Consider the following 24075-nt stretch of genomic DNA (forward strand, 5'->3'; position numbering starts at 1 on the left):
CGGTTCGGCCGTCATCGCGCCCGCGGTGGTGTACGTGCTTCCAGGTCTCAGACGATATGTCAGACGCCCGGCACCGGGAACGGGTCGAGGTCCGGCTTGAGGACCTGGCCCGGCTTCGGCGTGACCTGGTCCACCAGGTAGGAGGTCACCAGCCCGTTCAGCGCCTTGCTCCGGCCGACCGCGCAGTGCTCGATCACGTCGACCGTGACCAGCACGGCGTTGCCGAGCTCCCGCTGCATGTTCTGGGAGAACTTGTACTGGGTGGCCGGGTCGAAGGTGTTGCCGATGACCATGACCGGGTTGGCGGTCTGCTTGTTCCACGGGCCGGGGTACTGCTCAGCGGCACGTGCGGGCGACGGCCAGGTCGCGCATGCGGGCGCGTCGTAGGCCTGGTACCGGCCGAAGGTGGGGGCGTCATGCTCCCAGGGGCGCGCCAGGTTCGCAAACACCTTGGGGTTCGTCGGGTACGGCTTGTCCTGGCAGTTGACGCCGTAGTAGGAGTCGTCGGCGGTGTACGGGGAGTCGGCCGGGGCTTCACGCAGCGCCGCCGGGACAACCTTGGCCAGCCGGTCCGCCTCGTCCGTGGATACCGTCCTTGCCCCCGCGCCGAAGCCCTGCTTCGGGTTGATCGCCTCGTGCAGTGCCTGCAACGAGCGGGCCAGCGGTGCCAGTCGGGTCTGCGCGTACAGGGCGTCGGCGACCTGGCTGGTGAAGCTGCTCAGGGTGACCTGCGAACCGCTCGGCAAAGTCACCGGGCTGGTGCGAAGGTGGTCGCGGATCGCGTCGAACTTGGCGCGTGTGTCGCCCTCGGCGAACGCACAGCGCGGCGCACCGGCGGTCTTGCAGCGCTTGAGGAACTCGTCCAGGGAGAGTTCGAAGCCGCCTGCGGCGCGCTGCCGGTCGTACTCCAGGCCGTTGTGCAGGCGCAGCTGCGGGTCGACGTTACCGTCGATGATGAGGGCGCGCACCTTGTCCGGGTACATGTTGGCGTAGGTGGCGCCGATCAACGTGCCGTAGGAGAACCCGGCGAAGTTGAGCTGGGCGTCACCGACGGCCTGACGCATGCGGTCGAGGTCGCGCACGACATTGATGGTGGACATGTGCTGGATGAGTGCACCCGCGTTACGGGCGCACGCGTCGGTGTAGTCCTTGGTGGCCGCGAGCGTGCCGTCCACCTCGGCCGGCGTGACGGGCACACCGGTGATTCGACCGAAGACCGCGTCGGCCTCCTCGTTGGTCTTGAAGCACCGTAGCGGGTTGCTCCGTGCTACGCCGCGGGGATCGAAGCCGATCAGGTCGAAGTGCTCCATGACGCGGGGCTCGAACCGGGTCGTGGTGGCCCACAGGTAACCACTGCCGCCCGGTCCGCCGGGGTTGAGGAACAGCGAACCGATGCGCTTGGCAGGGTCGCCGGCCCGCCGCCGCATCATGGCGATGCCGATCTTCTCGCCTGACGGGTTCGCATAGTCCAGTGGCACCGGGTACACGGCACAGTCGTAGATCTTGGGATCGGGCTTGGACGGGTCCGGGTTGCAGGGCGTCCAGACCACCGAGTCGACCTGCTGCCCGGTGGTGGCCGGGGCGGTCGCGGGGGTCGTTGCTCCGGCGGGCATCGCGGGTGCGGCCGACGCCGTGACGGCGCTGCCGGAAATGAGGGCGAAAGCGCTGGTGAGTGCCGTCGCCAGAACTGATATGCGAGACAAGGAACCTCCTTCGATTTCTCAAACCCGGTCAGCATGGCAGTACTTGAGGGGGTGGTAAAGATCTCGTGCAAGGCGTCGGGCCGGGGGCGTTGCGTATCGTGGTGCCCTGTCACCTGTGCCGGGTTCATGCGGTACGCGCCGTGCGACGGGCTGACCGATGGCGGAGATGGAGCAGTGTCAACGCCTGGTGGCGGACGTCGGTTGGGGCCGGGACACGGGTCGCCGAACCGTGGGGCCCCTGGGAACTCCCGTGCTTGCGCACCATCCGCCTCGACCTGCCCACGCGGACCACCGAACTGGACCTGTCGTTGCGTCTCACTGAGCGCTACGAAACCGCCCGGCGGTCCGGCTGCCGGGCTACCGATATCAATGCGGCGTTATCGGTCCCTTGTGCGAGGGCTCATACCAGAGCGGGATGGATGGCGGGCAAGTTTGACAACTGCCCGTCGCGGCAGCTCGATTGGTGACTACTGTGTGTGGCCGGTGATCAACGCTGGGCTCATATCGTTCGAGCATGGCCGAGCGCTGACCCGAGCCTGACCGACGACCGTAGGTGCCACCGCATGAACGCCGATTCCAGGTGCCCCATGTACCGAGGACGCTGATGTCTCAACTTCGCGCACCTGAAGCGCGACCGGAACGCCGAGAGGGCGCGCGGCACGGCCGGCCGGGTGCCCGTGCCCACTCGGCCGCGGCCAAGCCGCCGTCTCCTGACGCCCGTCTGGGCCCCCAGATTCTGCGTATCGCCCTGCTCCCGGTGATCGCCGTGGTGCTGAGCGGTGCCGCAGCCGTCATCTTCACCATCCGTTCCACAGGTGCCCGCCCGACCACCCAACTCTGGACCGCACTGGGCGGGTTCGGGGCGCTGGCCGTCGCCGCCGTGGGCGCCGCATTCCTCGCTGCCAACCGGGTCACGACCACCGTCCTCGGCCGCTGCCTGGCCCTGCGCCGTGCCAGTGCCCAGGGCCAGGCCGACCTGCAGCGGCTGGTGGAGAAGCTCCGCAATGGAGAACCGGCGCCCGCGCGGCGCCCCCCGCGGCCCGTCGCCCCCGGCAGTGACGCCTTCGACCTTCTCGCCCAGGAAATGGGCCGGTCGCACGAAGGGGCCATCGCCGCCGTCGTCCAGGTAGCACAGCTGAGCAGCAACTCCGGCGAGGAACAGCGGGTCGAGGTCTTCGTCAACCTCGCCCGCCGCCTCCAGTCCCTCGTCCACCGGGAGATCCAGCTGCTCGACGAGCTGGAGCATGAGGTCGAGGACCCCGATCTCCTCAAGGGCCTTTTCCAGGTCGATCACCTCGCCACCCGCATCCGCAGGCACGCCGAGAACCTCGCCGTCCTCGGCGGGGCCGTCTCCCGGCGCCAGTGGAGCAACCCGGTCACCATGACCGAGGTGCTGCGCTCCGCGATCGCCGAGGTCGAGCAGTATCCGCGGGTCAAACTGGTGCCGCCGATCGACGGCACCCTGCGCGGTCACGCCGTGGCCGATGTGATCCATCTGCTGGCCGAACTCGTCGAGAACGCCACCGTGTTCTCCGCCCCGCACACCCAGGTGCTGCTGCGGGCCCAGCACGTCACCGCCGGACTGGCCCTGGAGGTCGAGGACCGGGGGCTCGGCATGCCGGGCAACGAGCAGAAGCGGATGAACGCCCTGCTCGCCGACCCCGACCAGGTCAACGTCGCCCATCTGCTCCAGGACGGCCGGATCGGGCTCTTCGTCGTCGCATCGCTGGCCCGCAGACATGGCATCGCCGTCCGGTTGCAGAGCAACATCTACGGCGGCACCCAGGCCGTACTGGTACTCCCGCAGTCCCTGCTCGGCGCCGACACCGAGGCACCCACCACGGCCGACGCCGTCCCGGTCCCGCCGCCCGGGCCCGTACGCCGGCCGCCCGCCCAGGACGCCACCGCGCACCAGCGGAAACTGAGCCCGGCCCCGAACCGGCAGGCCCAGGTGCCCAGTCAGCCGCTCCGCCTGCACCAAACGTCCCAGCAGCCGCGAAGGCAAGGCGAGGGGCCACCGCTGCCACTGCGTGCCGAGCGTGTCACCTGGCCCACCCCGGCCGAAGCCCGGCCCGGCATTCAGCGCCCGGACGACACGCTTCCGGCCCTCCCGCCGGAGCCCGGAACCGTGCGCGGCACCATGGGCCGGCCCCAACTCCCCAGGCGCGCCCACCAGGAACACCTGGTCCCGCAGCTGCGCGAAGCCCCCGCCCCCCGTGCCGAGGACGAAGCACCCCCGTTGCACGACCCGGGGCTGATGGCGTCATTCCGGCGGGGCACCGAGCTCGCCGACGCCCGGAGCGAAGCGGACGCCGACACCGCACAGCCCCTGGTCGGCGGCCTCGACGCGGCCGGGCCGCCGGCCCGGCGGCCCCTCGAACCGCTGCCTGTCCGCGGAAGCACCGCGACCACCTCCCCGCTCCCTCCCGAACCGGACCCCCTCGAAACGCATACCTTGAAGGAGTAGATGCACCATGACGACCGATATGCCGTCCGGCCAGGTCGCCGACCTCGACTGGCTGCTGAGCGGGCTGGTACAGCGTGTGCCGTACACGCGCAGCGCGGTCCTGCTCTCCGCCGACGGGCTGGTGAAGTCCCTCCACGGCATGGACGCGGACAGCGCCGACCACATGGCAGCGCTGGCCGCCGGTCTGTACTCCCTCGGCCGCAGCGCCGGGGCACGCTTCGGGGACAACGGGGAGGTCCGGCAGGTGGTGGTGGAGCTCGACTCGACGCTGCTCTTCGTCTCCACCGCCGGTTCCGGCACCTGCCTCGCTGTCCTCGCCGGACGCGAGGCAGATGCCGCGGTGCTCGGCTACGAGATGACGATGCTGGTCAAGAGCGTCCGGCCGTATCTGACGACCCCGGCCAGACAAGCGGCCGGGGCACCGAGCACCACGGGGCTGTGAGAGTGCCGACCACGCAGGACGGGCCGTTGCTCGACGACGCCGCGGGCCGGCTCATCCGTCCGTACACCGTGAGCAACGGCCGTACCCGTCCGACCGCCGTGCTCGATCTGCTCTCCCTGGTGAGGGCCACCGGCACCGATCCGCAGACGCATCTCGGCCCGGAGCACTTCGTGGCGCTCAGGCTGTGCGGCGGACCCACTTCGGTGGCCGAGATCGCCGCGCATCTGCGGCTGCCCGCAGTCGTCACCAAGGTGCTCGTCTCCGATCTGGTCGACTGCGGCGCAGTCACCGCGCATCCGCCCGCCTTCCATGACATGCCCACAGACCGATCTCTGCTGGAGGCAGTGCTCGATGGCTTACGACGACAGCTCTGACGGCTTCGGCACCTCGGGCGGAGGGGACGCTCCCGGGGGCCCCGAGTGCTTCCCCGTCGCGCTCAAGGTGCTGGTGGCGGGCGGCTTCGGCGTCGGCAAGACGACGTTCGTGGGCGCCGTCAGCGAGATCGCACCGCTGAGCACGGAGGAGCTGCTGACCCAGGTCAGTGTGGCGACCGACAGCCTGGAGGGTATCGAGTCGAAGACCGCCACGACGGTCGCCATGGACTTCGGTCGCATCACCCTCGACGAGCAGCACGTGCTCTATCTGTTCGGCACCCCGGGCCAGGAACGCTTCTGGTTCATGTGGGACGAGCTCTCCCAGGGCGCGCTGGGAGCAGTCGTGCTCGCCGACACCCGGCGGCTCGAGGAGTGCTTCCCGGCGGTCGACTTCTTCGAGCGGCGAGGCATCGGATTCATCGTCGCAATCAACGAGTTCGACGGCGCTTACCGCTACGGCCCCGACGAGGTACGGGCCGCGCTCGACCTTTCGCCCGAGGTACCGGTCGTCCTCTGCGACGCCAGGATCGCGAACTCGGGCACCGGAGCTCTGATCACACTGGTCCAGCATCTGATTAACGCCACCTCCGACCCCGCCCCGCTCTCCACCTTCGGAGCCCACCCGTGAACGGACGCATCAACGGCCGGCTGCTGCTGACCCCCGTCGACCGCGATGCCCCCGTCCGAGCCCAGCGGCTGCGGACGCTCGGACTCGGGGAACCGGCCGGTGGATCGTTCGACAGCTTCGACGCCTTCGCGGACAAGGTGGCCGAAATAACCGATGTTCCTTTCTCGATGGTCAACTTCATCGACGGGAATCGGCAGTTCTTCGCCGGACTGCACACGCCGGCCGGTACGCACACCGGTTCCGACCTGGGCGCCATGGCCGCGGGCAGTGGCCGTGGCGGGCGGTATGTGGCCCTCGATCACGGCTACTGCCCGCACGTCGTCGCACGGCGGAAGGCGCTCGTCCTGGATGACGTCTGCGACTACCCGAGATTCGCCGGCAATCCGGTCGTCGACGACATAGGCATCCGTTCCTATCTCGGGGCTCCGCTCATCGACCGTACGGGCATCGCGCTGGGGGCGGTCTGCGCCGTCGACACCGTGCCCCGCCCCTGGGGGCGGGCCGGTCTCGACACGATCAAGTCCCTGGCGCAGGAACTTATCGGCCACATCCACCGACGGGAGGATGTGAGACATCCCGTGAATTTCCCAGAGTTCCGCTGAGTCCTTGCCCTTGTGGCCAGCGGGTTCTTCCTCCTTCGGGTGCTCTGTGCACAGTAGCCCTCGGCTTCCGGTGACGCTCACATGCCGGTGGTCTTCGCTGCGGCGGGGTTGAGGGTGGTGAACTGCTGTCGGTTTGCTGAGCGGGAGTGAGGTTTGGTGAGCAGGAGTGAGCCCTGCCGGCAGGTTCGCGCGGGTAGGAACGGGGGTTCTGGGGTCGAATGGGTGACCTTGGCGGCTGTTGCTCGTTGGGCTGGGTGACGAGTGTCCGGCCCTTGTGGGAGGGGGTGGTGTGGTGGGTGGTGTGCGGGAGTTGGCGGCGTCCTTCGTGGTGCCGGGGCCTTGCGGGGTGGCGATCCGGGACCGTCTCAAGTACCTCACGCTCCGGGACGAGAAGGTGCTGCGTGCGGTCGGTGAGCATCAGGGTGCGCTCGCTTCGCGTGATCTCAAGGCGCGCTGTGCGGACGGTCTGGAGCACAGTGCGGACGCCTGGGCGTTGCGTAAGCGGGAGCTGACCGGGGTGTCGTCGTCGCGGATCGCCGGGGCCATCACGAGGGCCACGCATGATCAGTGGGCGCTGGCGCGGCGTTGCCAGGCGGCGCACATCCAGAAGCTGGCAGCCGGGATCAACATGCTGCGGCACCGCCTGTCCCTCCCGATCGGTGCGCCCGGAAGGAAGCGCGCGGCGGGCGGCTACCGGTCGAAGAACGAGTGGTTCCGCAAGTCCCGCTGGCTCGCGATGCTGGAAGACCGGCATGCTGCTGCGGTCCGTGAGTGGCAGGCCGGGCGGGTGCGGGAGGTACGGGGCGGCAGACGTCTCCTGAACACCCGCCACCACCTCGCCGAGGCCCAGCTCACCGAGGAGCAGTGGCGGGAAAACTGGGAGGCGGGACGCTGGTTTCTCGCTGCGGATGGTGAGTCGGGGAAGCGGTTCGGGAACGAGACGATCCGTGTCACCCCGGACGGCGAGGTGAGCATCAAGCTGCCTGCTCCGCTCGCGCACCTGGCCAACGCCGGGCACGGCCGGTACATCCTCACCTCCACCGTGGCGTTTGCGCACCGGGGTGCGGAGTGGGCCGACCGCATCACCGCGAACCGGGCTGTGGCCTACCGCATCCACCTCGACGTGGACCGTGGCCGCTGGTACCTCACCGCATCCTGGCAACGCCCCGTCGTGAAGACCATCCCGCTGGAGGCCGCCCGTGCCCGGGGCATGATCGGCGTCGACACCAACGCCGACCACTTCGCCGCCTACCACCTCGACCAGCACGGCAACCCCATCGGAGACCCGCGCCGCTTCCCCTACGACCTGTCCGGAACCGCCGATCACCGCGACGCACAGATCCGCCACGCCCTGACCCGCCTGGTCAACTGGGCCAGGCAGGCCGGTGTCGCCGCGATCGGGATCGAAGACCTCGACTTCACCACCGAGAAGACCCGGGAGAAGCACGGCCGCCGGAAGCGGTTCCGGCAGCTCATCTCCGGCATGCCGACCGGGAAACTCAAGGCCCGGCTGGTGTCGATGGCCGCCGAACACGGCCTGAGCATCGTCGCGGTCGACCCCGCCTACACCTCCCGGTGGGGTGCCCAGCACTGGCAGAAGCCGCTGGCCACCCCGCACCGCACCATGTCCCGTCACGATGCCGCCGGTATCGCGATCGGACGACGCGCCCTCGGACACCCGGTCCGGGATGGGGTATCCCCTGCTCGAACGGAGTTGAGAGCTTGGGGAAGGACGGCACCGCCCCCGCACGACCGGAGCGATCGTGCGGGGCATCGGACCATCCAGGCCGGACCAGGTGACCGGGGACGTGAGGGAACCCGCCCACCTGCCACGGACCGGCTCCCCGGAGGGCCGTCGCCGAGCGGGACGCGAAAGCGGGAACCCAGCGCATCCAACACCGTTCGGGATGCGCCCAGTACGCAGCAGTGGGTCTAGAACTCACTTATGCACACTGGCTAGGAACGGTCTTGTGCACTACGCCGACCGACACCTTGACTGCGGCGGCGATCTCGCGGATCGACTGGCTTCGGCGCGGCGGGCGAGGATCATTCATCACTTATCGGCATCCACCACAGGGCGGCGGCCGTCTATGCGGCCGCGGGCCCGGCCGTAATTCGCTTGCCCTGGCCACGGGTCAACGCTGCACTGTGGCCAGACACCACGAGTCGTGGTGCCGGTATCCCGAGGAGGCAGCAGCAATGGAGATCCGTCCCACGACCGACAAGGACCTCGACGTCTTCGTCGACACAGTCCATGCCGCGTTCGGGCGCTTCCCGGAAACCCCGATCGAGGGCGGCGGGCTCTGGTGGTCCGCGCTCGAAATAGACCGGTGCATGCTCGCCCTGACGGCGGACGGGCGGCCCGTCGGCACCGCCGCCACGCACTCCTTCGAGCTCACCCTGCCCGGTGAGACCCTCGTCCCGGCCGCCGGGGTGACCGCCGTCGGCGTCCTGCCCTCGCACCGGCGCCAGGGCGTGCTCAGCGCGATGATGCGGCATCAGCTCACCGAGTTGCGGGCCCGCAGGGAGTTCCTTTCCGTGCTGCTGGCCTCTGAGGCCCCGATCTACGGCAGGTTCGGCTACGGACCGGCGACCTACACGGCGCGGCTGACGGTGCCGCGCCACGAGGCCGCCCTCGCCGTTCCCCGGGCGCGCGGAGTGGCCCAGGCACCAGCGAACGGCTCGGACAACGGCTCGGTCGAGGTGCTGCGTCGGGCCGAGTGCGGCGAGATTCTGGAAGAGGTCTACGACCGGTATCGCCGCGCCCAGCCCGGCGCGCTGTCCCGGCCGCACCGTTGGTGGGCCTTGCGCGCGGGGCAGCCCCCGATCTCGCCGGCGCCGCGCTACGTCGCTGTCCACCGGGACGCCGACGGCGTCCCGGACGGGTACGCCAGCTACTCGATCGAGTCCGGCACCCTGACGGTCGACGAGACCATCGCCACCGACGACGCCGTCTTCACGGCCCTGGCCCGGTTCGTACTCGGACACGACCAGGTCTCTCAGGTCGTGTTCAAGCACGTCCCGCCCGATCACCCGCTGCGCTGGCAGTTCGCGGACTTCCGCGCCGGCGAGGTGAGCGGCGACACCGACTGGCTCTGGGTGCGGCTGCTGGACGTCCCGCGTGCGCTGACCGCGCGCGGCTGGTTCACGGACGGCGAGCTCGTCCTCGACATCGACGACCCGTTCCTCGGCGAACACGACCGCTACCTGCTGACCGTCCGGGACAGCAAGGCCGACTGCGTCCCGACGGACCGGAAGCCCGACCTTTCCCTGGACATCAGCGACCTGGGCTCCATCTACCTCGGCGGCATTGCGCCGAGCACGCTCGTGCGTGCCGGACACATCCGGGCCCACCGCCCAGGCGCAGCCACCCTCGCTGACGCACTCTTCCGCGCCGAGCGCTCCCCGCACTGCCTGCACTGGTTCTGACCGCGCTCGCAGACCCTGCACAACTCTCGTTCGTCGGCTACTCGTTCGGCCTGACGAACAAGTCGGAGACGAAGCAACGGGAGTACGCCGGGGGTCGGCTGCTTTGCACCGTGGATCAGGGATAGGAGACCGGGGCTGACCGCGAACCCACGGGTCTCTCCCCCAGAATCGGGGAATCGCACCCGTGGGTTCGTGCTGAAGAACCTTCGGTTTCCCCGAACTCGCAGGGATCCAAGGCCTTGGGGACAAACCCGTCCTCCAAGCCCGGCCCCTCCGCCACCTTCCGAGCACTCGGCTGCCACGACAAGGGCCCACCCGCTTCGCCACCGAAGTCGGAACTCCCTGGAGTCGATACGCCCCCCGAGGCCACTGACGACAACCGATCAAGCCAAGCGGGAAACTGATGTGTGATCGGACCTCAGGAGTGTCACCCTGTCCCGGGTGACCTCAATCGAGACGACCTCCATCCAGGCCGCCGCAGCTCGAAACAATGCCGACTGGTGTGCTTCGGTCTGCCGGTCCCACGGCATTACGGGGACCTTCGGCCAGACGGCCTGGTGGAGTTCCTGCCGCACGCCGCGGTACTACCCCGACGCCGTCACTCTGCACCACGACGCGGTGCCGGCCGACTTTCTTGCTGAGATTGACACCGCGGCCCCCGGGTGCTCGATCAAGGACAGTTTCGCCACGCTCGACCTCACCTCCAGCGGCTTCGTCGAACTCTTCCATGCCCAGTGGATCCACCGCCCAGCCGAACTCCCCGCACCAGCAACGCCGGCCCTGCGCACCGAGCGGGTCTCCACGGCAGCCCAGCTTCGCGACTGGCAGGCCGCTTGGCACGGCGGTGACGGAACCCCGGACGTCTTCCGACCAGCGCTACTGGACGATCCCTCCGTGATGGTGCTCGCCGTCCACGACGGCGAAGGCCTCTCCGGCGGTGTCATCCTGAACCGCAGCACGGGGCTGATCGGCCTCTCCAACCTCTTCGCCGTCAACAGCAGCGACGTTGCGGCCATCTGGTCATCAGCGATCGCCGCAGTCGCCGCCCATTTCCCCGGTCTTCCCCTCGTCGGATACGAACACGGGGACGATCTCGCGCACGCACAGGCCAGCGGATTCGACACACTGGGCACACTTCGCATCTGGCTGCACGACTCCTGACCGGCAGCTGACCCCCGCCCAAGTGGCGGGGACCTTCCGCATAGCGGAGATCATGGACGACGCGCCAGGCGCGGTGTACAGCCCCGTCCGTGTCGCACTACAGACCGTCCGATCAACGACGCCCACCCGTCCCGGGGGCCGACAACGGCAGCATCGCGCTCCGATATGTCGCGCCGCCGGTGCCTCGGACGTGTGTGAGCCGCCGCCCGTGCCTGGATGCCCGTGCTCAGACCTCGACCGTCGTGCCGTCCAGGAAGGTCAGCACCACCGACTCCGCGTCGACGCGCACCGCCACCGATTCACGCAGCGCCCGCGGATGGACAGTGTCGCGGGACAGCGCGACCAGCGAGATATGGATGCTCTGCCCGCCCGGATGCCGTTCGCTCCGGAGATACGGGATCGCGGAGTGCGGCCCGTACGCGTTGGACTGCACGTCCCGCGCGACGCCGGACCCTTCCGCTGCCTCCTCGGGCGCCGCGCCCGCCGCGGTGTCCCAGCCGTACAGGGCGACCATGGCACTGGTCAGACCGTCGGCGGTGCGCGTCAGCGCCCAGCCGGGTCCCGACGAGGAGAACGGCCGCTCGGTGTGCGCGACCGCGTGACCGCCCTCCCGCACCACCGCACCCTCCGGCGCCTCGACCCGGTGCACCCGGATCTCCCACGGGCCGTGCAGCACACTCGTGGTCTCGATCCGGTACGCACGGTCGTCGTGGGGCAGCCGGGCCGCGTACCAGGACGAGGCGACGCGGTCCTCACAGCGCACCGGATGGATCCTCCGTCGCCGTGACGGGGTGCCGTCCGGGGCGAGGAGCGCCAGATGGCCGTCGACGGCGCGTGTCACGGCGTGCGGCGCGGACTCGGGCGCGGTCACTGTCGAATAGGCGAGCTTCGCGTAGTGCGGGTCGTCCTCGCCCGTGTCCGCGTCCGAGGTGTCGTCGGTGGCGGCGGGCGGGTTGTGGTCGCTGCCGTGGTTGATCAGCCGGACGATGCCGTCGTGCCGTGTGGCGTGCAGCAGCCATCCCGGTGCGGGCAGTGCGGTGTCATGGTCGGACTCCTCGACGGGGAGCGGGAGTTCCCGCTCCGTCCACACCGGGTGGTCTGCCGGGAGCAGCAGCCCGAGGAAGCCCTTGCTCGCCCAGTACGGGGAAGCGGGACCGGAGTACGGCTGGGTGCTCGGCAGGAACGTGTCGTACCAGCCGAGGGTCAGCAGCCCCCGCTCGTCCGGGACGCCGCGCTCCACGAAGTGCCGCAGGGTGCCCGACGCGAGCCGGCGTGTGAGTCCGGGTGCGAGCGGCGTGCACTCGGCCAGGGCCCCCATCCAGACCGGTGCGAGTGCCGCGAACCGGTACGTCAGCGATCGTCCCTGATGGACCGGCGCACCGTCGGAGCCGAAGAAGTGCGGATAGTCCTGCAGGAACCGGGAGAGCCGCTGCCGGTAGACCTCGGTCCTGCCGCCGTCGTCGTCCGGGCCCGCTATCCGCGACCAGAGCAGCGGATAGAGATGCATGGCCCAGCCGATGTAGTAGTCGAAGTTTCGGCCGTCCCCGTCGGTGTACCACCCGTCCCCGACGTACCAGTCCTCGATCCTGTCCAGATTGCTCTCGATGTCGGAGCGGCTGTAGGGGGCGCCCACCGAGGCGAGGAACTGCTCGGACACCACCTGGAAGAGACGCCAGTTGTTGTCCCAGGTGCGGCCACCGACGAAGCCGGAGAACCAGTCGACGACCCGCTCCTGGACCCGGGTGTCCAGCTTGTCCCATATCCAGGGGCGGGTCTCATGCAGACCGACGGCGATCGAGGCGGCCTCGACCATCTGCTGCGAGCAGTCGGTGAGCGTGGGCCAGGCCTCGGTGGAGGCCGGGTCCGTGCCCGTTGCCAGACCGTGCGCGTAGCGTTCGATCAGTTTCGGATCGACGTCCCCCCGGGCTCCGGCGATACGGAAGGCTGCCATCAGGAAGGAGCGTGCGTATCCTTCGAGCCCGTCCGACACCACGCCCGACCAACTGGCCCGGCCGGGTAGCCGGTACTGCGCGAAGCCCGGTGTGGCGTACGGGACGAGCGCGTCGAGCATCCGGTCGGCCGAGGCCTCCCAGTGCGCGCGCGTCCAGCCGGTCCGTGAGGACAGCAGCCGGTCGGTCGGGGGGAGGTGCAGGAAGGGCGGGGTCATGCGGGCTTTGCTCCTCAGTCCGTCAGGGTCGACGGGTCTACGGGCGGTTTGGGCAGGTTGAGCGCGGCGAGGGCACTGCGGCGGCTGAACGGGGACGAGGTGAGGGAAGCGTGCATGCGTACTCCCGGAGGAAGGAGGGGAAGGCCGGTCGCAGGTGCCTGCTCAGGACAGGGTGGCGGTGTGCGTGTGACCGCGCGATCCGCCGACCGTGACGGTGAGGACGGGGCGACGGCCGGGTGTCACGGACACGGTGGGGTCGGCGGTGACCACCCTGCTCACCGGGAAGGGCAGTTCCACCGTGACCGTAGTCTGCGTGCGGCTCGGGTCGGCGACGGCGACGGAGAGTTCCTCGCCTCGGCGCTGGATCAGCACCGAGGCCGGTCCGGATGCGGTGATCCCGGCGGCGGTGGCGGCTGCCCAGAAGTTCACCGCGGTCAGCCCCTGCCTGCTGACCTCCACGGCCTGCGCGGTGGCGTCGTTGGCGACGATCCGGACCGGACGCGAGTGCGACCAGACGGCGGTCGCAGCCGCGGACGCGCCGGGCAGCAGGATATAGGCGTAGCCCGCATCGGTGGGGGAGACACCGTGATCGACCCAGAGTGTCACATAGCGGCGGGTGACCGGATCGGTGCTGCCGCCGGTGTCCGCGCCGGTGTTGAGCGCCCGCCAGGTTCCGGTCCGCTCCTCGCGCAGCGCCTGAAGAGCAGTGGGGTCGGGGAAGACATAGCCGCCGACGCCGTCGACATGCGCCCACCGGGCGCGACCGAACTCCTTGGTCCAGCCCTGGTCCGCCGGCTGTCGGACGCCGTCGACCGTCAGCTGCTGCGTGCCGCCCGCACCGAGATTGCGGTTCTCGATGACCGTCTCGATCGTGCGCCCGTCGCTCGCGGTGATACCCGCGCCGAGCGCGATCACCGCATTGTCGAGCAGGAACCAGGATTTCCTGGCCCGCAGGGTGCTGCCCGAGGGACCGATGAGCTCCATCGCCGAAGCACCGAACCGGTCGTGGAGTACTGCTCCGCCCGCCACGGCGTTCGTCGGCCGGTAGGTGGAAGTACCGGCACCGGTGCCGAGATCGGTCCGCTGCCTGGTGTCGACCGTGGTGCCGGGCAGCCGGTACGGGTCGACGGTCGGCCAGAAGCCTTCGTTGAACTGCCCGAGATCGTCGCCGTCGTACAGATACGTCATTCCGTCGCCGGTGTACCAGCCGTGCAGATTCTCGCCGTTGCCGGCCTCGTAGGCCGAGATCCGCTTCGACGACAACGACAGTGTGCAGGCCCAGCGGGGCTGGCGGTGCACCACCCGGTCCATGTCGGCGAAGACGAAGTGACCGGTCGTGCGCGCCTCGGCGGGGGCTCCGGCAGCCTCGGCACGCTGAAGGGGGACGCCCTGAAGGACGTCATCGCCGGCCGTAAGCCGATGTCGGCCTACGACCAGCTGGTCAAGGACTACCTGGCCAAGGGCGGCGAGCAGGCCCGCGGCGAATTCGAAGAGGCCTTCCAGAAGGGCGAGAAGTGATGAGCGCCCCCACCAGCAGGCGGTCCGCTCTCCGGCTCGGCGGCGCAGCCGTCGCGGCAGCGGTCGCGGTACCCGTCCTCGGCTCGCCCGCCAGTGCCCGCAGCCGCGGCTTCGACCACAGCGGGAGCGCACGGAGAAGATCGCACTGCCGGGAACGGGCCGCGTGGCACTGTCCCAGGTCCTGATTCACCCGTAGGGCTGCGGTCTCACCGCAGGTGATCCCAGCCGCCGGACGGGCCCTGGCCCGTCCGGCATCTTCACGCCTGCGTTCTCCGTGCTCCTGATGCGCTCCTGGCGGACGCCCCCGGACTCGATCGCCGGACGGGTCGGGGCCGCCGCTCTCCGCGGTGCAACGCGCGGGGGTTCGAGCCGGTCGGCACGATCAAACCCGTCCGGTGACGGAGGACGCAGCGGACCCGTCACCCCCGGTCACCGCACCCCACTCCCCGGCACTCCCGTACTGCCCCGTAACACCACCTCACCCTCCACCCGCACCACCCGGGCCCGCTTCCCGGCCCCCACCTCCCGCAGCGCCAGCGCGATCGCGTTCTCGCCCATCGATGTCAGGGGCAGCGCCACCGTCGTGAGCGGCGGTGACAACTCCCGTACCAGCGGGATGTCGTCGAACCCGGCCAGCGACACATCCTCCGGCACCCGCGACCCCGCCTCCCGCAGCGCCGCCAACGCCCCGACCGCCATCACATCGGTCACCGCGAAGACACACGTCGGCCGGGCGCGGGTCGGCACCCGCGCCGTGGCGAGCAGCAGCCGCCGCGCCGCCTCGTACCCGCCGTCACGGGTGAACGCCCCCTCCATCACCTGGTCGAGGCCGATGCCCGCCTCGGCGAGCCCCTCGCGGAACCCCGCCAACCGGTCGGAGACCGTTGTCAGCTCGGGCGGCCCGCTGAGCACCGCGAACCTCCGATGCCCCAGCTCCACCAGTGCCCGGGCCAGTGCAGCCGCTCCCGCCCGGTTCTCCGGCTGCACGGTGTCCACCCGCAGGCTGCGGTGCCGGCTGACGACCGCCACCCGCCCGCCGGCCCTGACATACGGCTCCAGCTCGGTATCCATGGCCCGCTCCCACGCGCGGTCCTGGAAGCCCGAGCCGATCAGCAGGATCGCCCGCGCGCGCTGAGCCCGCAACATGGAGACGTAACTGATCTCCCGCGCCGGCTCCCGGAACGTGGAGGCCAGCATGACGAGCAGCCCCCGTTCCGCAGCCGCCCGCATCACGCCGCTGGAGATCGCGGCGAAGTACGGGTCGCTGACGTCATGGCAGATGACGCCCACCGTACGGTTGTTGGCGGCACTGGCGAGTGCCTGTGCATGTGCGTTGGGGATGTAGCCGAGCCGTTCAGCCGCCGCGTGCACCCGCTGTCGCAGGTCGTCGCGGACCGTGGCCGTACCGTTGAGCGCCCGCGAAGCGGTGGCCGGTGAGACGCCGGCCTCCCGGGCCACGGCGTCGAGCGTCACATGGGCCGTGGCCGCGACGGTGCGGCGCGCTCCCGGACGGTCCCGCGTCGTTCGTCCGCTGGTCACGCGATCACTCAACTCGACCCCCAAGGGCGCAGTGACGGCAGGGCCCCGAAACTTCAGGACGACCTATTGACCGTGCGTGCAGGCAGTCATTAGCGTGGCGGCACCTTATCAGAAAGCGCTTTCTGAAAGCGCCTTCTCCGTCATCGCAGGATCGCACAGCTCTCCACAACTACCACCTAAGTGCATGGAGTTCACCGTGAGCCAGAGCGCGTTGACCAGAAATCCCGCCGAAGTGGCGGGTGTTGCCCGGCGGGCTGGGCCGTCCGCGGGGGAGCGACTGGTGCGGGCGGCCGAGCAGAGCTGGCGCCCGGTCGCCCTGCTGCTGGCCTGCTTCGTCGTCTGGTGGGTGATCTCGGCTGCCGAGCTGGTGGAGTCGTATCTCGTGCCGTCGCCCGGTGCGACGCTCGATGTCCTCACGGGGAAGACGAGTTACCTCTGGCAGCACAGCTGGGTGACCACGTACGAGACGCTGCTCGGCTTCGTGATCGCCGTGGCCGTCGGCGTGCTGGCGGCCGTGGTCATGGTGTACTCCTCGACCGTCGAGCGCACGCTCTACCCCATTCTGCTCTTCGCCCAGGTCGTACCGAAGATCGCGATCGCGCCGCTGTTCGTGGTCTGGCTCGGCTTCGGCATCGCGCCGAAGATCCTCATCGCCGTCCTGATCGCCTTCTTCCCCGTGGTGATCTCCATGGTCACGGGACTCAAAGCGGTCGACCCGGAGATGCTCCAGCTGTCGGCGACGATGGGTGCGAAGCCCTGGCAGACCTTCCTCAAGATCCGTTTCCCGGCGTCCCTTCCGCATCTCTTCTCCGGTCTCAAGGTCGCGGTCACCCTGGCCGTCACCGGCGCCGTCGTCGGCGAGTTCGTTGGTGCCAATGAGGGGCTGGGCTATGTGATCCTGCAGGCCAACGGCAACCTGGACACACCGATGCTGTTCGCCGGACTGCTGGTGATGTCCCTGATCGGCGTCGTCCTCTTCGTTGTCGTCGAGATCGCCGAGCGCCTCCTGCTCCCCTGGCACGCCAGCCGCCGCGACGCGCCGGCCACCACCTCGTACTGAACGCCCCCCGCCCCATACCGAGCATCACCCATTGATTGCTGTAACGGACCCCGTTGCGAGAAGGGCCAGCCCATGCACGCGCGCAGACTTCTGATCGGTGTTGTACCTCTTGTCCTGCTGGCCACGGCCTGCGGCGGGAACGACGCGTCGACCTCCACCAGTGACTCGGGCAAGAAGCTGGACAAGGTCACTCTGACGCTCAACTGGTATCCGTACGGCGAACACGCGCCTTTCTACTACGGCAAGCAGCAGAAGATCTTCGAGAAGCACGGCATCGACCTGACGATCCAGGCGGGCCAGGGATCGCAGAAGACGGTGCAGGCGACCGCCGCCGGACAGACCGACTTCGGCTGGGCCGACACCCCCGCGCTGCTGGCCGCAGTCGACCAGGGAGTGCAGGTCAAGAGCCTCGGCGTCTTTCTGCAGACCACCCCCGCATCCGTGCAGTCCTTCGACTCCAAGGGCATCGGGTCACCCGCCGACCTGAAGGGGAGGACGATCGCCGGGACGGCCGGTGACGCGCTCTCCAAGACGTTCCCGATCTTCCTGAAGAAGAACAACATCGACGCGTCGGAGGTGAAGGTCCAGAACACCGACCCGGCGGGCAAAATCGCCGCGGTGATCTCCGGGAAGACCGACGGACTGCTCGGCTACGCCAGCGACCAGGGCCCGACCATGCAGGAGAAGGCCAAGAAGACCGTCTCGTATCTGCGCTTCTCCGAGAACGGGCTGAACTTCTACTCCAACGGTCTGCTCGCCGGCCAGAAGCTTCTCGCCTCCAGGTCCGAGCTGGCAGGACGCATGGCGCAGGCAGTCAGCGAGGCATGGGCCGCCGCGGCGAAGGCACCCGAGCCTGCGGTCGCGGCCATGGACGGGGCGTCGGAGCAACTGCCGCCGAAGACCGTGCTCGCGGAGCAGTTCAGGACGACGCTCACGCTGCTGCACACCACGTCGACCGAGGGCAAGGCGCCCGGGGTCAACGACGAGGCCGACTGGCAGCAGACCATCGATGTCTTCGCCGAGGCCGGAATGGTCAGCAAGCCCAAGTCCGTGGCGGAGTACTGGGACGCGAAGACGGCGCTGAAGGGATGACGATGCCGAAGCAGGACGCGAAGCCCCGGGACCCGCTCGGTGCGAGCGACCGTCGCGCCGTCACCCCGGCCGTCGGCGTGTCGGACGTCTCGGTCCGGTTCCGCGGGAAGGACCGCGATGTCACCGCCCTGCGCGAGGTCTCGCTCGACGTGGCGCCGGGCGAGTTCGTCGCCCTGGTCGGACCGTCCGGATGCGGCAAGTCGACGCTGCTGAAGCTGGTCGCCGGACTGCTGAAGCCTTCCTCGGGCGAGGTCCGGCTCGGCGGCGAACAGGTCAAGGGCCCACGACACGACATCGGTTACGTGTTCCAGCGAGCCGCCCTCCTGGAGTGGCGTTCCGCGCGCCGCAACATCTTGCTGCAGGCCGAGATCCGGAAGATGCCCGCGGCCAGGGCGCGCGACCGGGCCGACGAGCTGATTCGGATGACCGGACTCGGCGGCTTCGAGGACGCGTATCCGCACGAGCTGTCCGGCGGGATGCAGCAACGCGTTGCGCTGTGCCGCGCGTTGCTGCACGAACCGCCGGTGCTGCTGATGGACGAGCCGTTCGGCGCGCTCGACGCCCTCACGCGTGAGCAGATGAACATGGAGCTGAACCGCATCTGGCGGGAGACCGGCACCACCGTGCTGCTGGTCACCCACTCGATCTCGGAAGCGGTCTATCTGGCCGATCGGGTGGTGGTGATGAGTCCACGACCCGGCACCATCACCGAGATCATCGAGGTGGGGCTGGACGCGGAACGGGAGTACGGCGAGACGGTGGGCCGCCCGGAATTCCGGGACGCGGCGGCCCGCATCCGCGATCTGCTCGGCGCGGCGTCCGCCCACGACTGATCGGGGCGGTCCGCCCCGCCACCGCGCGGGGGAGCCAAGAGGATTCATGAAGATCTTGGGGTTCTGGCCCCGCCGCTCAGCGGCGGGGCCGGACTCGTTTTCGTGGGGATGGGGGAATGGGCAGGGGAGACGATCGGTCCGGATGTCCGGGAGAACTGCCGGGAGTTGATCCCGGTAGGGAGTGTGTTCGCGTTCCTGGCCGAGCATCGCGGTGCGCTGTTCCCGGCGGAGATGTTCGCGGACATGTACCCATCGGCGAACGGGCCGCCCGCTCGACATCACCGTCGTCGACGAGCCGCGGCCGGTCGGCCCCTTCGACGAGGCCTTCATGGCGGAGTACGCCGAGGCGCAGCTCGTCGACTCCTCGGCCATCGAGAAGGCGTACGGCCTCACCCCGAACCCGCTCCCGGCCACCGTGGGCGCGACCCTCGCCTGGTACGGGAAGCTGGTCGCCGCCCACTGAGCACACAGCGGCCCCGGGGAGGCGGAACGCTCTCCGGGGCCGCTGCGCGCGCCGGTCCGCTCAGTACCGCAGCCGCGACAGATACGTATAGCTGGCGAGCGCCGAGGCGAACGGATCAGCCGGTGAGTCGTGCTCCACCAGCCACTGCTTCACCCCGCCCCGCCGCGCCGTGTCGAACATCGCCGGGAAGTCCAGCACCCCCGACCCGACATCGGCGAAGTCCCCGTTCGGCGCCATGTCCTTCACATGCAGCGCCGGGAAGCGCCGGGGGTGGCGTACGAACAGCTCGCCCGGCGCCGAGGCGCCACCGTTGGCCGCCCAGTACAGATCCAGTTCGAAGCCGACGAGTTCCGGATCGGTCTCGGCGAGCAGGATGTCGTACAGGCTGACCCCGTCCACCACCTGATGGTCCGTGCCATGATTGTGGTAGAGCAGCTTCAGTCCGGACTCGCGGGCGGCCAGTCCCGCCTTGTTGAACTCCCGGGCCGCCTCCCGGTATCCGGCCGGACTGTGCAGCGATCCGGGCAGACTGGGTACGACGATCCACTTGCCGCCCAGCGTGTGGATGTCCTCCAGCGCCTGCGGCAGCCCGGCTCCCTTCACGATGTTGTACGCGACATGTTCGAGGACCGCCTTGAGCCGTGTTTCGTCCAGCATCCGCCGGATGTCGGCCGCGCTGTTGCCGTGCCGGCCGCTCACCCCGACCGTCGCGTACCCGATCTCCGCCAGCCGCTCCAGCGTGCCCCGGAAGTCCGTCGCCAGAGCGGTCCGCATGGTGTAGAGGTGCATGCCGATCCCGGACGGCGGGATGGGGCGGGAGCGCCCGGATTCCGTGGCGGACGCCGGGGCCGTACCGACCCCGGCGGCCGCGGCGACACCCAGAGCCGTACCGAGAAACGCACGTCGTGTGCCGTTCATTTCGTCTCTCCTCTCAGCCGACGCCGCTCAGCTCACGTCGATGTGGATGGAACCGGTGCTCGTGTCGCCCTTGTCGTCGGTGACCGTCAGATGCGCGGTGTACGCACCCTTGCGGCCGTAGGTGTGCGTCGCCGTGGCGCCCTCGGGCCCTGCGGGTTTGACGTTGTCGCCGAAGTCCCAGTGGTACGAGGTGATCGTGCGCCCGGCCGCCGGCCTGATCACACTGCTCAGCGCGACGGCGAGTGGCGAGCTGCCTGTGGCCGGGTCCGCCTTCACCGTGACCTGCGTACCGGGTTTCTTCTCGACGCCGGACCCATTGAAGTGCAGCCAGTCCACGGCGAACAGGTCGGCCTTGTCGCTCGACCACTCCGGGTTGGTGAACACCGCGTACAGTTTCACGCTGCTTCCCGGGTCCTCCAGGGCCGTGGTCGGCGAGACGATCTTGCCCCAGTCCCCGGTGTTCGGCACGGTCACCTTCCCGAGCAGCTGCCCCGTAGGGGAACCCGCGCGGAACTCGACAGTGCCACCGATCCCGCCGGAGGCCGCGCCGACCGTCACCGAGTCGATGTTCTTCAGATGCACCGGATCAAAGCTGATCCAGTCACCGTCCTCGATCTCCGTCAGCCGCTTCCCGCCGGAGGCGTCGGTCCTGTTGCCGACCACCACCCCGTCGTGCGCTCCGCCCGTCGCCGTGAAGTGCTCCGCCTCACGGAACGCGGTGCGCAGCGTCAATGAGGTCGAGCCGGTGAGCGCCGGGGTGTCCGGGGCGCCCTTGTCCTCGTAGCGGGCGGTGATCCCGTAGTACAGATTCTGGCCAGGGCCGTGGCTGTCCCCGGCATCCGTGACGATCTCGCCCGTGCAGCCGGTGTAGTTGTCGAGCGGATGCAGATGCGTGTCATGGCCGAGCTGCGACTGCACGACCACCCGCGAGCAGTCGATCGGCAGTCCGTTCCTCCCGTCCTCCTTGTCCTTCACCTGCACCGTGAACGGGATGGTGTCGCCGAAGCTGAAAATCCCCCCGTTCGGAGGCTGTTTGATCGTCACTTCGGGCCGGGTGTTGCCGACGGTGATGTCCTGAACCGCCTGCGCGGTCAGACCACCGGGTCCGGTGACGGTCAGCCGCGCCGTGGTGAGCCCCTTGGTGCGGTATGTGTACGAGGGGTTCGGCTCCGTCGAGTCCGTGGTGCCGTTGCCGTCGAAGTCCCAGGCATAGGTGACCGGCCGGCCGTCGGGCAGCCCGGAACCGGCGCTGGAGAACGTGACGGTGAGCGGCGCCGGACCGTTGTCCCGGCTCGCGGTGATCTTTGCGTCGGGCAGCCGTCCGTCACCGACGTAGTCGATCCGGTAGATGCCCGCCCCTTCGTTGGTGCCGCCACGGCCGGTGCCGCTGCCGCGCCCGAAGTCGATGACGTACAGCGCCCCGTCGGGACCGAAGTCGGCATCGAATGGCTGGTTCCACTTCATGTCCGCGAAGACGCCGTTGATCGACTGGAGTTCACCGGCCTTGACGGGTGCGAACCGCGGATTGATGAATGTCTGGTCCTTCTGCTGGAAGGAGAACGTCTTGAACCACTGCCGGGTCAGCTCGTAGGTGAACCACTTCCCCTCGAAGTACTCGGGGAACTTGGTGCGATACGTGTTGTCGGGGTCGTAGTGGTAGACCGGACCGCTCATCGGGCCACCGCCACCGGTCCCGAGCTCCGGGAACTCGGCGGATGCGGAGTAGGCGTACCAGACCGTCGCGGGCTGCGCGGGCGGCAGATTCCGCAGCCCGGTGTTGTTCGGCGAATCATTGACGATCGCCGCGCAGTCGAACTTCGGACCGGACGTCCTCGTTGCGAAGTCGTAGTCGTTGAACGGGGTGTTGTTGCCGATGCAGTACGGCCAGCCGAAATTCCCCGCCTTGGTGATCCGGGTGTACTCGACCGTGCCTTCCGGTCCGCGATTGGCGACCGCGGCCCTGGCGTCCGGGCCGTAGTCGGCGACCATCAGCGCGCCGCTCACCGGGTCCGTGGTGATCCGGAACGGGTTGCGCATCCCCATCGCATAGATCTCCGGACGGGTCTTCTCCGTACCGGGTGCGAAGAGATTGCCCTCGGGGACGGTGTATGTGCCGTCGTCCTTCGGGGTGATGCGCAGGATCTTGCCACGCAGATCGTTCGTATTGCCCGCCGTGCCCTGGGCGTCCCAGGCTCGGCGGCCCTCGCCCTCGTCGATCGGGCTGAAGCCGTCCGAGGCGAACGGGTCGGTGTTGTCACCCGTCGCCGCGTACAGATTCCCGTTCTTGTCGAAGGCGAGCGAACCGGCCATATGGGAGTTGGCCCGGCCCTCGCCGCGCCAGGTCGGAATGGTCAGCAGTCTCTTCTCCGAGGCGGGGTCGACCGTGTTGCCGGTGGCCGTGAAGCGGGAGAGGTTGAGCCGGTTCTCGGTCTTGTCGGAATGCAGCAGATAGAGCCAGTTGTTCGTGGCGAAGCCCGGATCGAGCGCGAGACCGAGCAGCCCGTCGGACTGGCTGGTCATCTCCGGCGTGTACGCGAAGTCCAGCGCCGTCGTGACCTTCATGGTCTGCTGGTCGATGACCTTGAGCTTCCCGGTGCGCTGGGCGAAGAACACCCGGCGGTCCGGGGCGACCGCCAGCTCGAACGGGTCGGCGAGGTCGCTGGTGGCCAGGGCCGTGCGCTGGAAGGAACCGGTTCGAGTAGCCGTGCAGTCACCGGACTTGGCGCCCGCGGCCCACTCGATGCCGCCCAGCAGATGCTTGACGAAGCCCTCCTCCTGGAAGGCGGACGAGGCATGGCCGCCGGCGGTGAACCAGGAGCGGCCGCCGTCGTAGTTCTGGCACCAGGACCACGGATGGTCCACGCCCTCGTTCAGGCCGCTGATGCCGTCGCGCACCTTGATCTGCGCGAGCGTGTGCACCTTGGAGGTCGGATTGGTACGCCAGTTGTACCACTCCTCCGTACGCTCCCAGAGGTCCGGAAGGCCCTTGGTGGAGGGGTGTGCATGGTCGAGCACCTTGACCCGGCCGGTCTGCACGGCGGGATGCTGATCGAAGATCGCGCCGACCAGACCCTCGTACCAGTCCCAGTCGCGCTCACTCGCCGAGGCGGCATGCAGCCCGACCCAGCCGCCGCCCGCACGGATGTACTTCTGCAGGGCGGCCCGCTCGTCGGTATTCAGCAAGTCGCCGGTCTGCGGAGTGGAGTTGGTGTTGTTGAAGACGATGGCCTGGAAGCGGGCGAGATCGGTGTCATTGAAGACGGCCGAGTCGTCGGTGGCCTCCACGTCGAAGCCGTTCTCGGCACCGAGCTTCTTGATTGCGTCGATCCCCGCCGGGATCGAGTCGTGCCTGAAGTTGGTGACCTCGGAGTAGACCAGGACCCGGAACGGGGCCGCGTGGGCGCGAGGCGGCGAGGCCACCAACAGGCCGAGGATCAGTGCGAGAAGTGCGGTAAGAGCGAGGACAGGTGAGGGTAATCCTCGCGACGGGTCTCTGCTGAACGGATGGTGACTCATGGGCGCTCCCTGTGCGGTAGGTGCCGACTGCGGGGTTTAGAAAGCGCTTTCTGGAGTACGCCGTTCAGAGTAGGTTCACGTCTTCCACGGGGTCAATGGGTCGGCAGGGCCCTCTGTGACTCTGTTGTGAGGCAGGTGCGGCCCTGCTGCGGATGGCCCTGGG

At 69.1% G+C, this 24075-nt stretch carries 18 protein-coding genes and 2 pseudogenes; 13 read left to right on the forward strand and 7 right to left on the reverse strand.

What is annotated here, in order from left to right; genetic code table 11:
- Positions 1–59 precede the first annotated feature (59 nt).
- Positions 60–1703, reverse strand: coding sequence for an alpha/beta hydrolase (locus AB0N06_RS26435; RefSeq protein ID WP_366137158.1), 1644 nt, complete (start codon positions 1701–1703; stop codon positions 60–62).
- 604 nt (positions 1704–2307) lie between these two features.
- On the opposite strand from AB0N06_RS26435, the gene AB0N06_RS26440 reads away from it, so the two are divergent.
- From AB0N06_RS26440 to AB0N06_RS26475, 8 genes are all read left to right on the forward strand, one after another.
- A complete protein-coding gene (locus AB0N06_RS26440) occupies positions 2308–4170 on the forward strand; it encodes an ATP-binding protein (RefSeq protein ID WP_366137159.1) in 1863 nt (620 codons plus the stop codon).
- Between the two features lie 7 nt (positions 4171–4177).
- The gene (locus tag AB0N06_RS26445) at positions 4178–4612 is read left to right on the forward strand and encodes a roadblock/LC7 domain-containing protein (RefSeq protein ID WP_366137160.1); all 435 of its coding nucleotides are present in this window, start codon (positions 4178–4180) and stop codon (positions 4610–4612) included.
- Between the two features lie 2 nt (positions 4613–4614).
- The gene (locus AB0N06_RS26450) at positions 4615–4986 is read left to right on the forward strand and encodes a DUF742 domain-containing protein (RefSeq protein WP_366137161.1); all 372 of its coding nucleotides are present in this window, start codon (positions 4615–4617) and stop codon (positions 4984–4986) included.
- A complete protein-coding gene (locus AB0N06_RS26455; protein ID WP_366137162.1) occupies positions 4964–5614 on the forward strand; it encodes an ATP/GTP-binding protein in 651 nt (216 codons plus the stop codon). Before AB0N06_RS26450 ends, AB0N06_RS26455 begins: the two co-directional genes overlap by 23 nt.
- Positions 5611–6216, forward strand: coding sequence for a GAF domain-containing protein (locus tag AB0N06_RS26460; protein WP_366137163.1), 606 nt, complete (start codon positions 5611–5613; stop codon positions 6214–6216). Before AB0N06_RS26455 ends, AB0N06_RS26460 begins: the two co-directional genes overlap by 4 nt.
- Before the next feature lie 292 nt (positions 6217–6508).
- Positions 6509–8152, forward strand: a complete 1644-nt coding sequence (locus AB0N06_RS26465) for an IS200/IS605 family accessory protein TnpB-related protein (RefSeq protein ID WP_366137178.1) — start codon at positions 6509–6511, stop codon at positions 8150–8152.
- Positions 8153–8415: 263 nt separating this feature from the next.
- Positions 8416–9645 (forward strand): GNAT family N-acetyltransferase, encoded by a 1230-nt coding sequence (locus tag AB0N06_RS26470; protein ID WP_366137164.1) that lies wholly within the window; start codon positions 8416–8418, stop codon positions 9643–9645.
- A 441-nt stretch (positions 9646–10086) separates the two neighbouring features.
- On the forward strand, positions 10087–10806 hold the full coding sequence (locus tag AB0N06_RS26475; RefSeq protein WP_366137165.1) for a hypothetical protein: 720 nt from the start codon (positions 10087–10089) through the stop codon (positions 10804–10806).
- Positions 10807–11032: 226 nt separating this feature from the next.
- On the opposite strand, the gene AB0N06_RS26480 is transcribed toward AB0N06_RS26475, so the two are convergent.
- The 3 genes and pseudogenes from AB0N06_RS26480 to AB0N06_RS26490 all read right to left on the reverse strand — a co-directional run.
- The gene (locus AB0N06_RS26480; RefSeq protein ID WP_366137166.1) at positions 11033–12973 is read right to left on the reverse strand and encodes a DUF2264 domain-containing protein; all 1941 of its coding nucleotides are present in this window, start codon (positions 12971–12973) and stop codon (positions 11033–11035) included.
- Positions 12974–13135: 162 nt separating this feature from the next.
- Positions 13136–13525 (reverse strand): polysaccharide lyase beta-sandwich domain-containing protein, encoded by a 390-nt coding sequence (locus AB0N06_RS26485; RefSeq protein ID WP_366137179.1) that lies wholly within the window; start codon positions 13523–13525, stop codon positions 13136–13138.
- A pseudogene (locus AB0N06_RS26490) lies at positions 13517–14287 on the reverse strand (polysaccharide lyase family 8 super-sandwich domain-containing protein); the annotation flags it as partial. The gene AB0N06_RS26485 and the pseudogene AB0N06_RS26490, both read right to left, overlap by 9 nt.
- 12 nt (positions 14288–14299) lie before the next feature.
- On the opposite strand from AB0N06_RS26490, the gene AB0N06_RS26495 reads away from it, so the two are divergent.
- Complete coding sequence (locus AB0N06_RS26495) at positions 14300–14491, forward strand: hypothetical protein (protein ID WP_366137181.1); 192 nt, start codon at positions 14300–14302, stop codon at positions 14489–14491.
- A gap of 429 nt (positions 14492–14920) precedes the next feature.
- Here the strand turns inward: AB0N06_RS26495 and AB0N06_RS26500 are convergent, their stop codons facing one another.
- The gene (locus AB0N06_RS26500; protein ID WP_366137180.1) at positions 14921–15964 is read right to left on the reverse strand and encodes a LacI family DNA-binding transcriptional regulator; all 1044 of its coding nucleotides are present in this window, start codon (positions 15962–15964) and stop codon (positions 14921–14923) included.
- Between the two features lie 262 nt (positions 15965–16226).
- Here AB0N06_RS26500 and AB0N06_RS26505 point away from each other — a divergent pair, with 262 nt between their 5' ends.
- From AB0N06_RS26505 to AB0N06_RS26520, 4 genes and pseudogenes are all read left to right on the forward strand, one after another.
- Positions 16227–17090: an ABC transporter permease gene (locus AB0N06_RS26505; RefSeq protein ID WP_366137167.1), complete on the forward strand. Its 864-nt coding sequence runs from the start codon at positions 16227–16229 to the stop codon at positions 17088–17090.
- Positions 17091–17162: 72 nt separating this feature from the next.
- Complete coding sequence (locus AB0N06_RS26510) at positions 17163–18182, forward strand: ABC transporter substrate-binding protein (RefSeq protein WP_366137168.1); 1020 nt, start codon at positions 17163–17165, stop codon at positions 18180–18182.
- Entirely contained in the window at positions 18179–19015 is an 837-nt protein-coding gene (locus tag AB0N06_RS26515) for an ABC transporter ATP-binding protein (protein ID WP_366137169.1), read from the forward strand. The genes AB0N06_RS26510 and AB0N06_RS26515 overlap by 4 nt, the downstream gene beginning before the upstream one ends.
- A gap of 256 nt (positions 19016–19271) precedes the next feature.
- Positions 19272–19478 (forward strand): annotated as a pseudogene (locus tag AB0N06_RS26520) (epimerase); the annotation flags it as partial.
- Positions 19479–19538: 60 nt separating this feature from the next.
- Here the strand turns inward: AB0N06_RS26520 and AB0N06_RS26525 are convergent.
- Together AB0N06_RS26525 and AB0N06_RS26530 are read right to left on the reverse strand one after the other, a co-directional pair.
- The gene (locus AB0N06_RS26525; RefSeq protein WP_366137170.1) at positions 19539–20396 is read right to left on the reverse strand and encodes a sugar phosphate isomerase/epimerase; all 858 of its coding nucleotides are present in this window, start codon (positions 20394–20396) and stop codon (positions 19539–19541) included.
- A 27-nt stretch (positions 20397–20423) separates the two neighbouring features.
- Positions 20424–23912 (reverse strand): ThuA domain-containing protein, encoded by a 3489-nt coding sequence (locus tag AB0N06_RS26530; protein WP_366137171.1) that lies wholly within the window; start codon positions 23910–23912, stop codon positions 20424–20426.
- Positions 23913–24075 lie beyond the last annotated feature (163 nt).

The sequence above is a fragment of the Streptomyces sp. NPDC051020 genome (genome assembly GCF_040683105.1).
Classification (GTDB): Bacteria; Actinomycetota; Actinomycetes; order Streptomycetales; family Streptomycetaceae; genus Streptomyces.

Excerpts from the sequence above, each read along its gene's own strand:
- AB0N06_RS26470 (WP_366137164.1), top strand. The coding sequence starts at position 8,416 with ATGGAGATCCGTCCCACGACCGACAAGGACCTCGACGTCTTCGTCGAC.
- AB0N06_RS26530 (WP_366137171.1), bottom strand. The coding sequence starts at position 23,912 with ATGAGTCACCATCCGTTCAGCAGAGACCCGTCGCGAGGATTACCCTCA.
- AB0N06_RS26510 (WP_366137168.1), top strand. The coding sequence starts at position 17,163 with ATGCACGCGCGCAGACTTCTGATCGGTGTTGTACCTCTTGTCCTGCTG.
- AB0N06_RS26440 (WP_366137159.1), top strand. The coding sequence starts at position 2,308 with ATGTCTCAACTTCGCGCACCTGAAGCGCGACCGGAACGCCGAGAGGGC.
- AB0N06_RS26525 (WP_366137170.1), bottom strand. The coding sequence starts at position 20,396 with ATGAACGGCACACGACGTGCGTTTCTCGGTACGGCTCTGGGTGTCGCC.
- AB0N06_RS26515 (WP_366137169.1), top strand. The coding sequence starts at position 18,179 with ATGACGATGCCGAAGCAGGACGCGAAGCCCCGGGACCCGCTCGGTGCG.
- AB0N06_RS26480 (WP_366137166.1), bottom strand. The coding sequence starts at position 12,973 with ATGACCCCGCCCTTCCTGCACCTCCCCCCGACCGACCGGCTGCTGTCC.
- AB0N06_RS26445 (WP_366137160.1), top strand. The coding sequence starts at position 4,178 with ATGACGACCGATATGCCGTCCGGCCAGGTCGCCGACCTCGACTGGCTG.
- AB0N06_RS26455 (WP_366137162.1), top strand. The coding sequence starts at position 4,964 with ATGGCTTACGACGACAGCTCTGACGGCTTCGGCACCTCGGGCGGAGGG.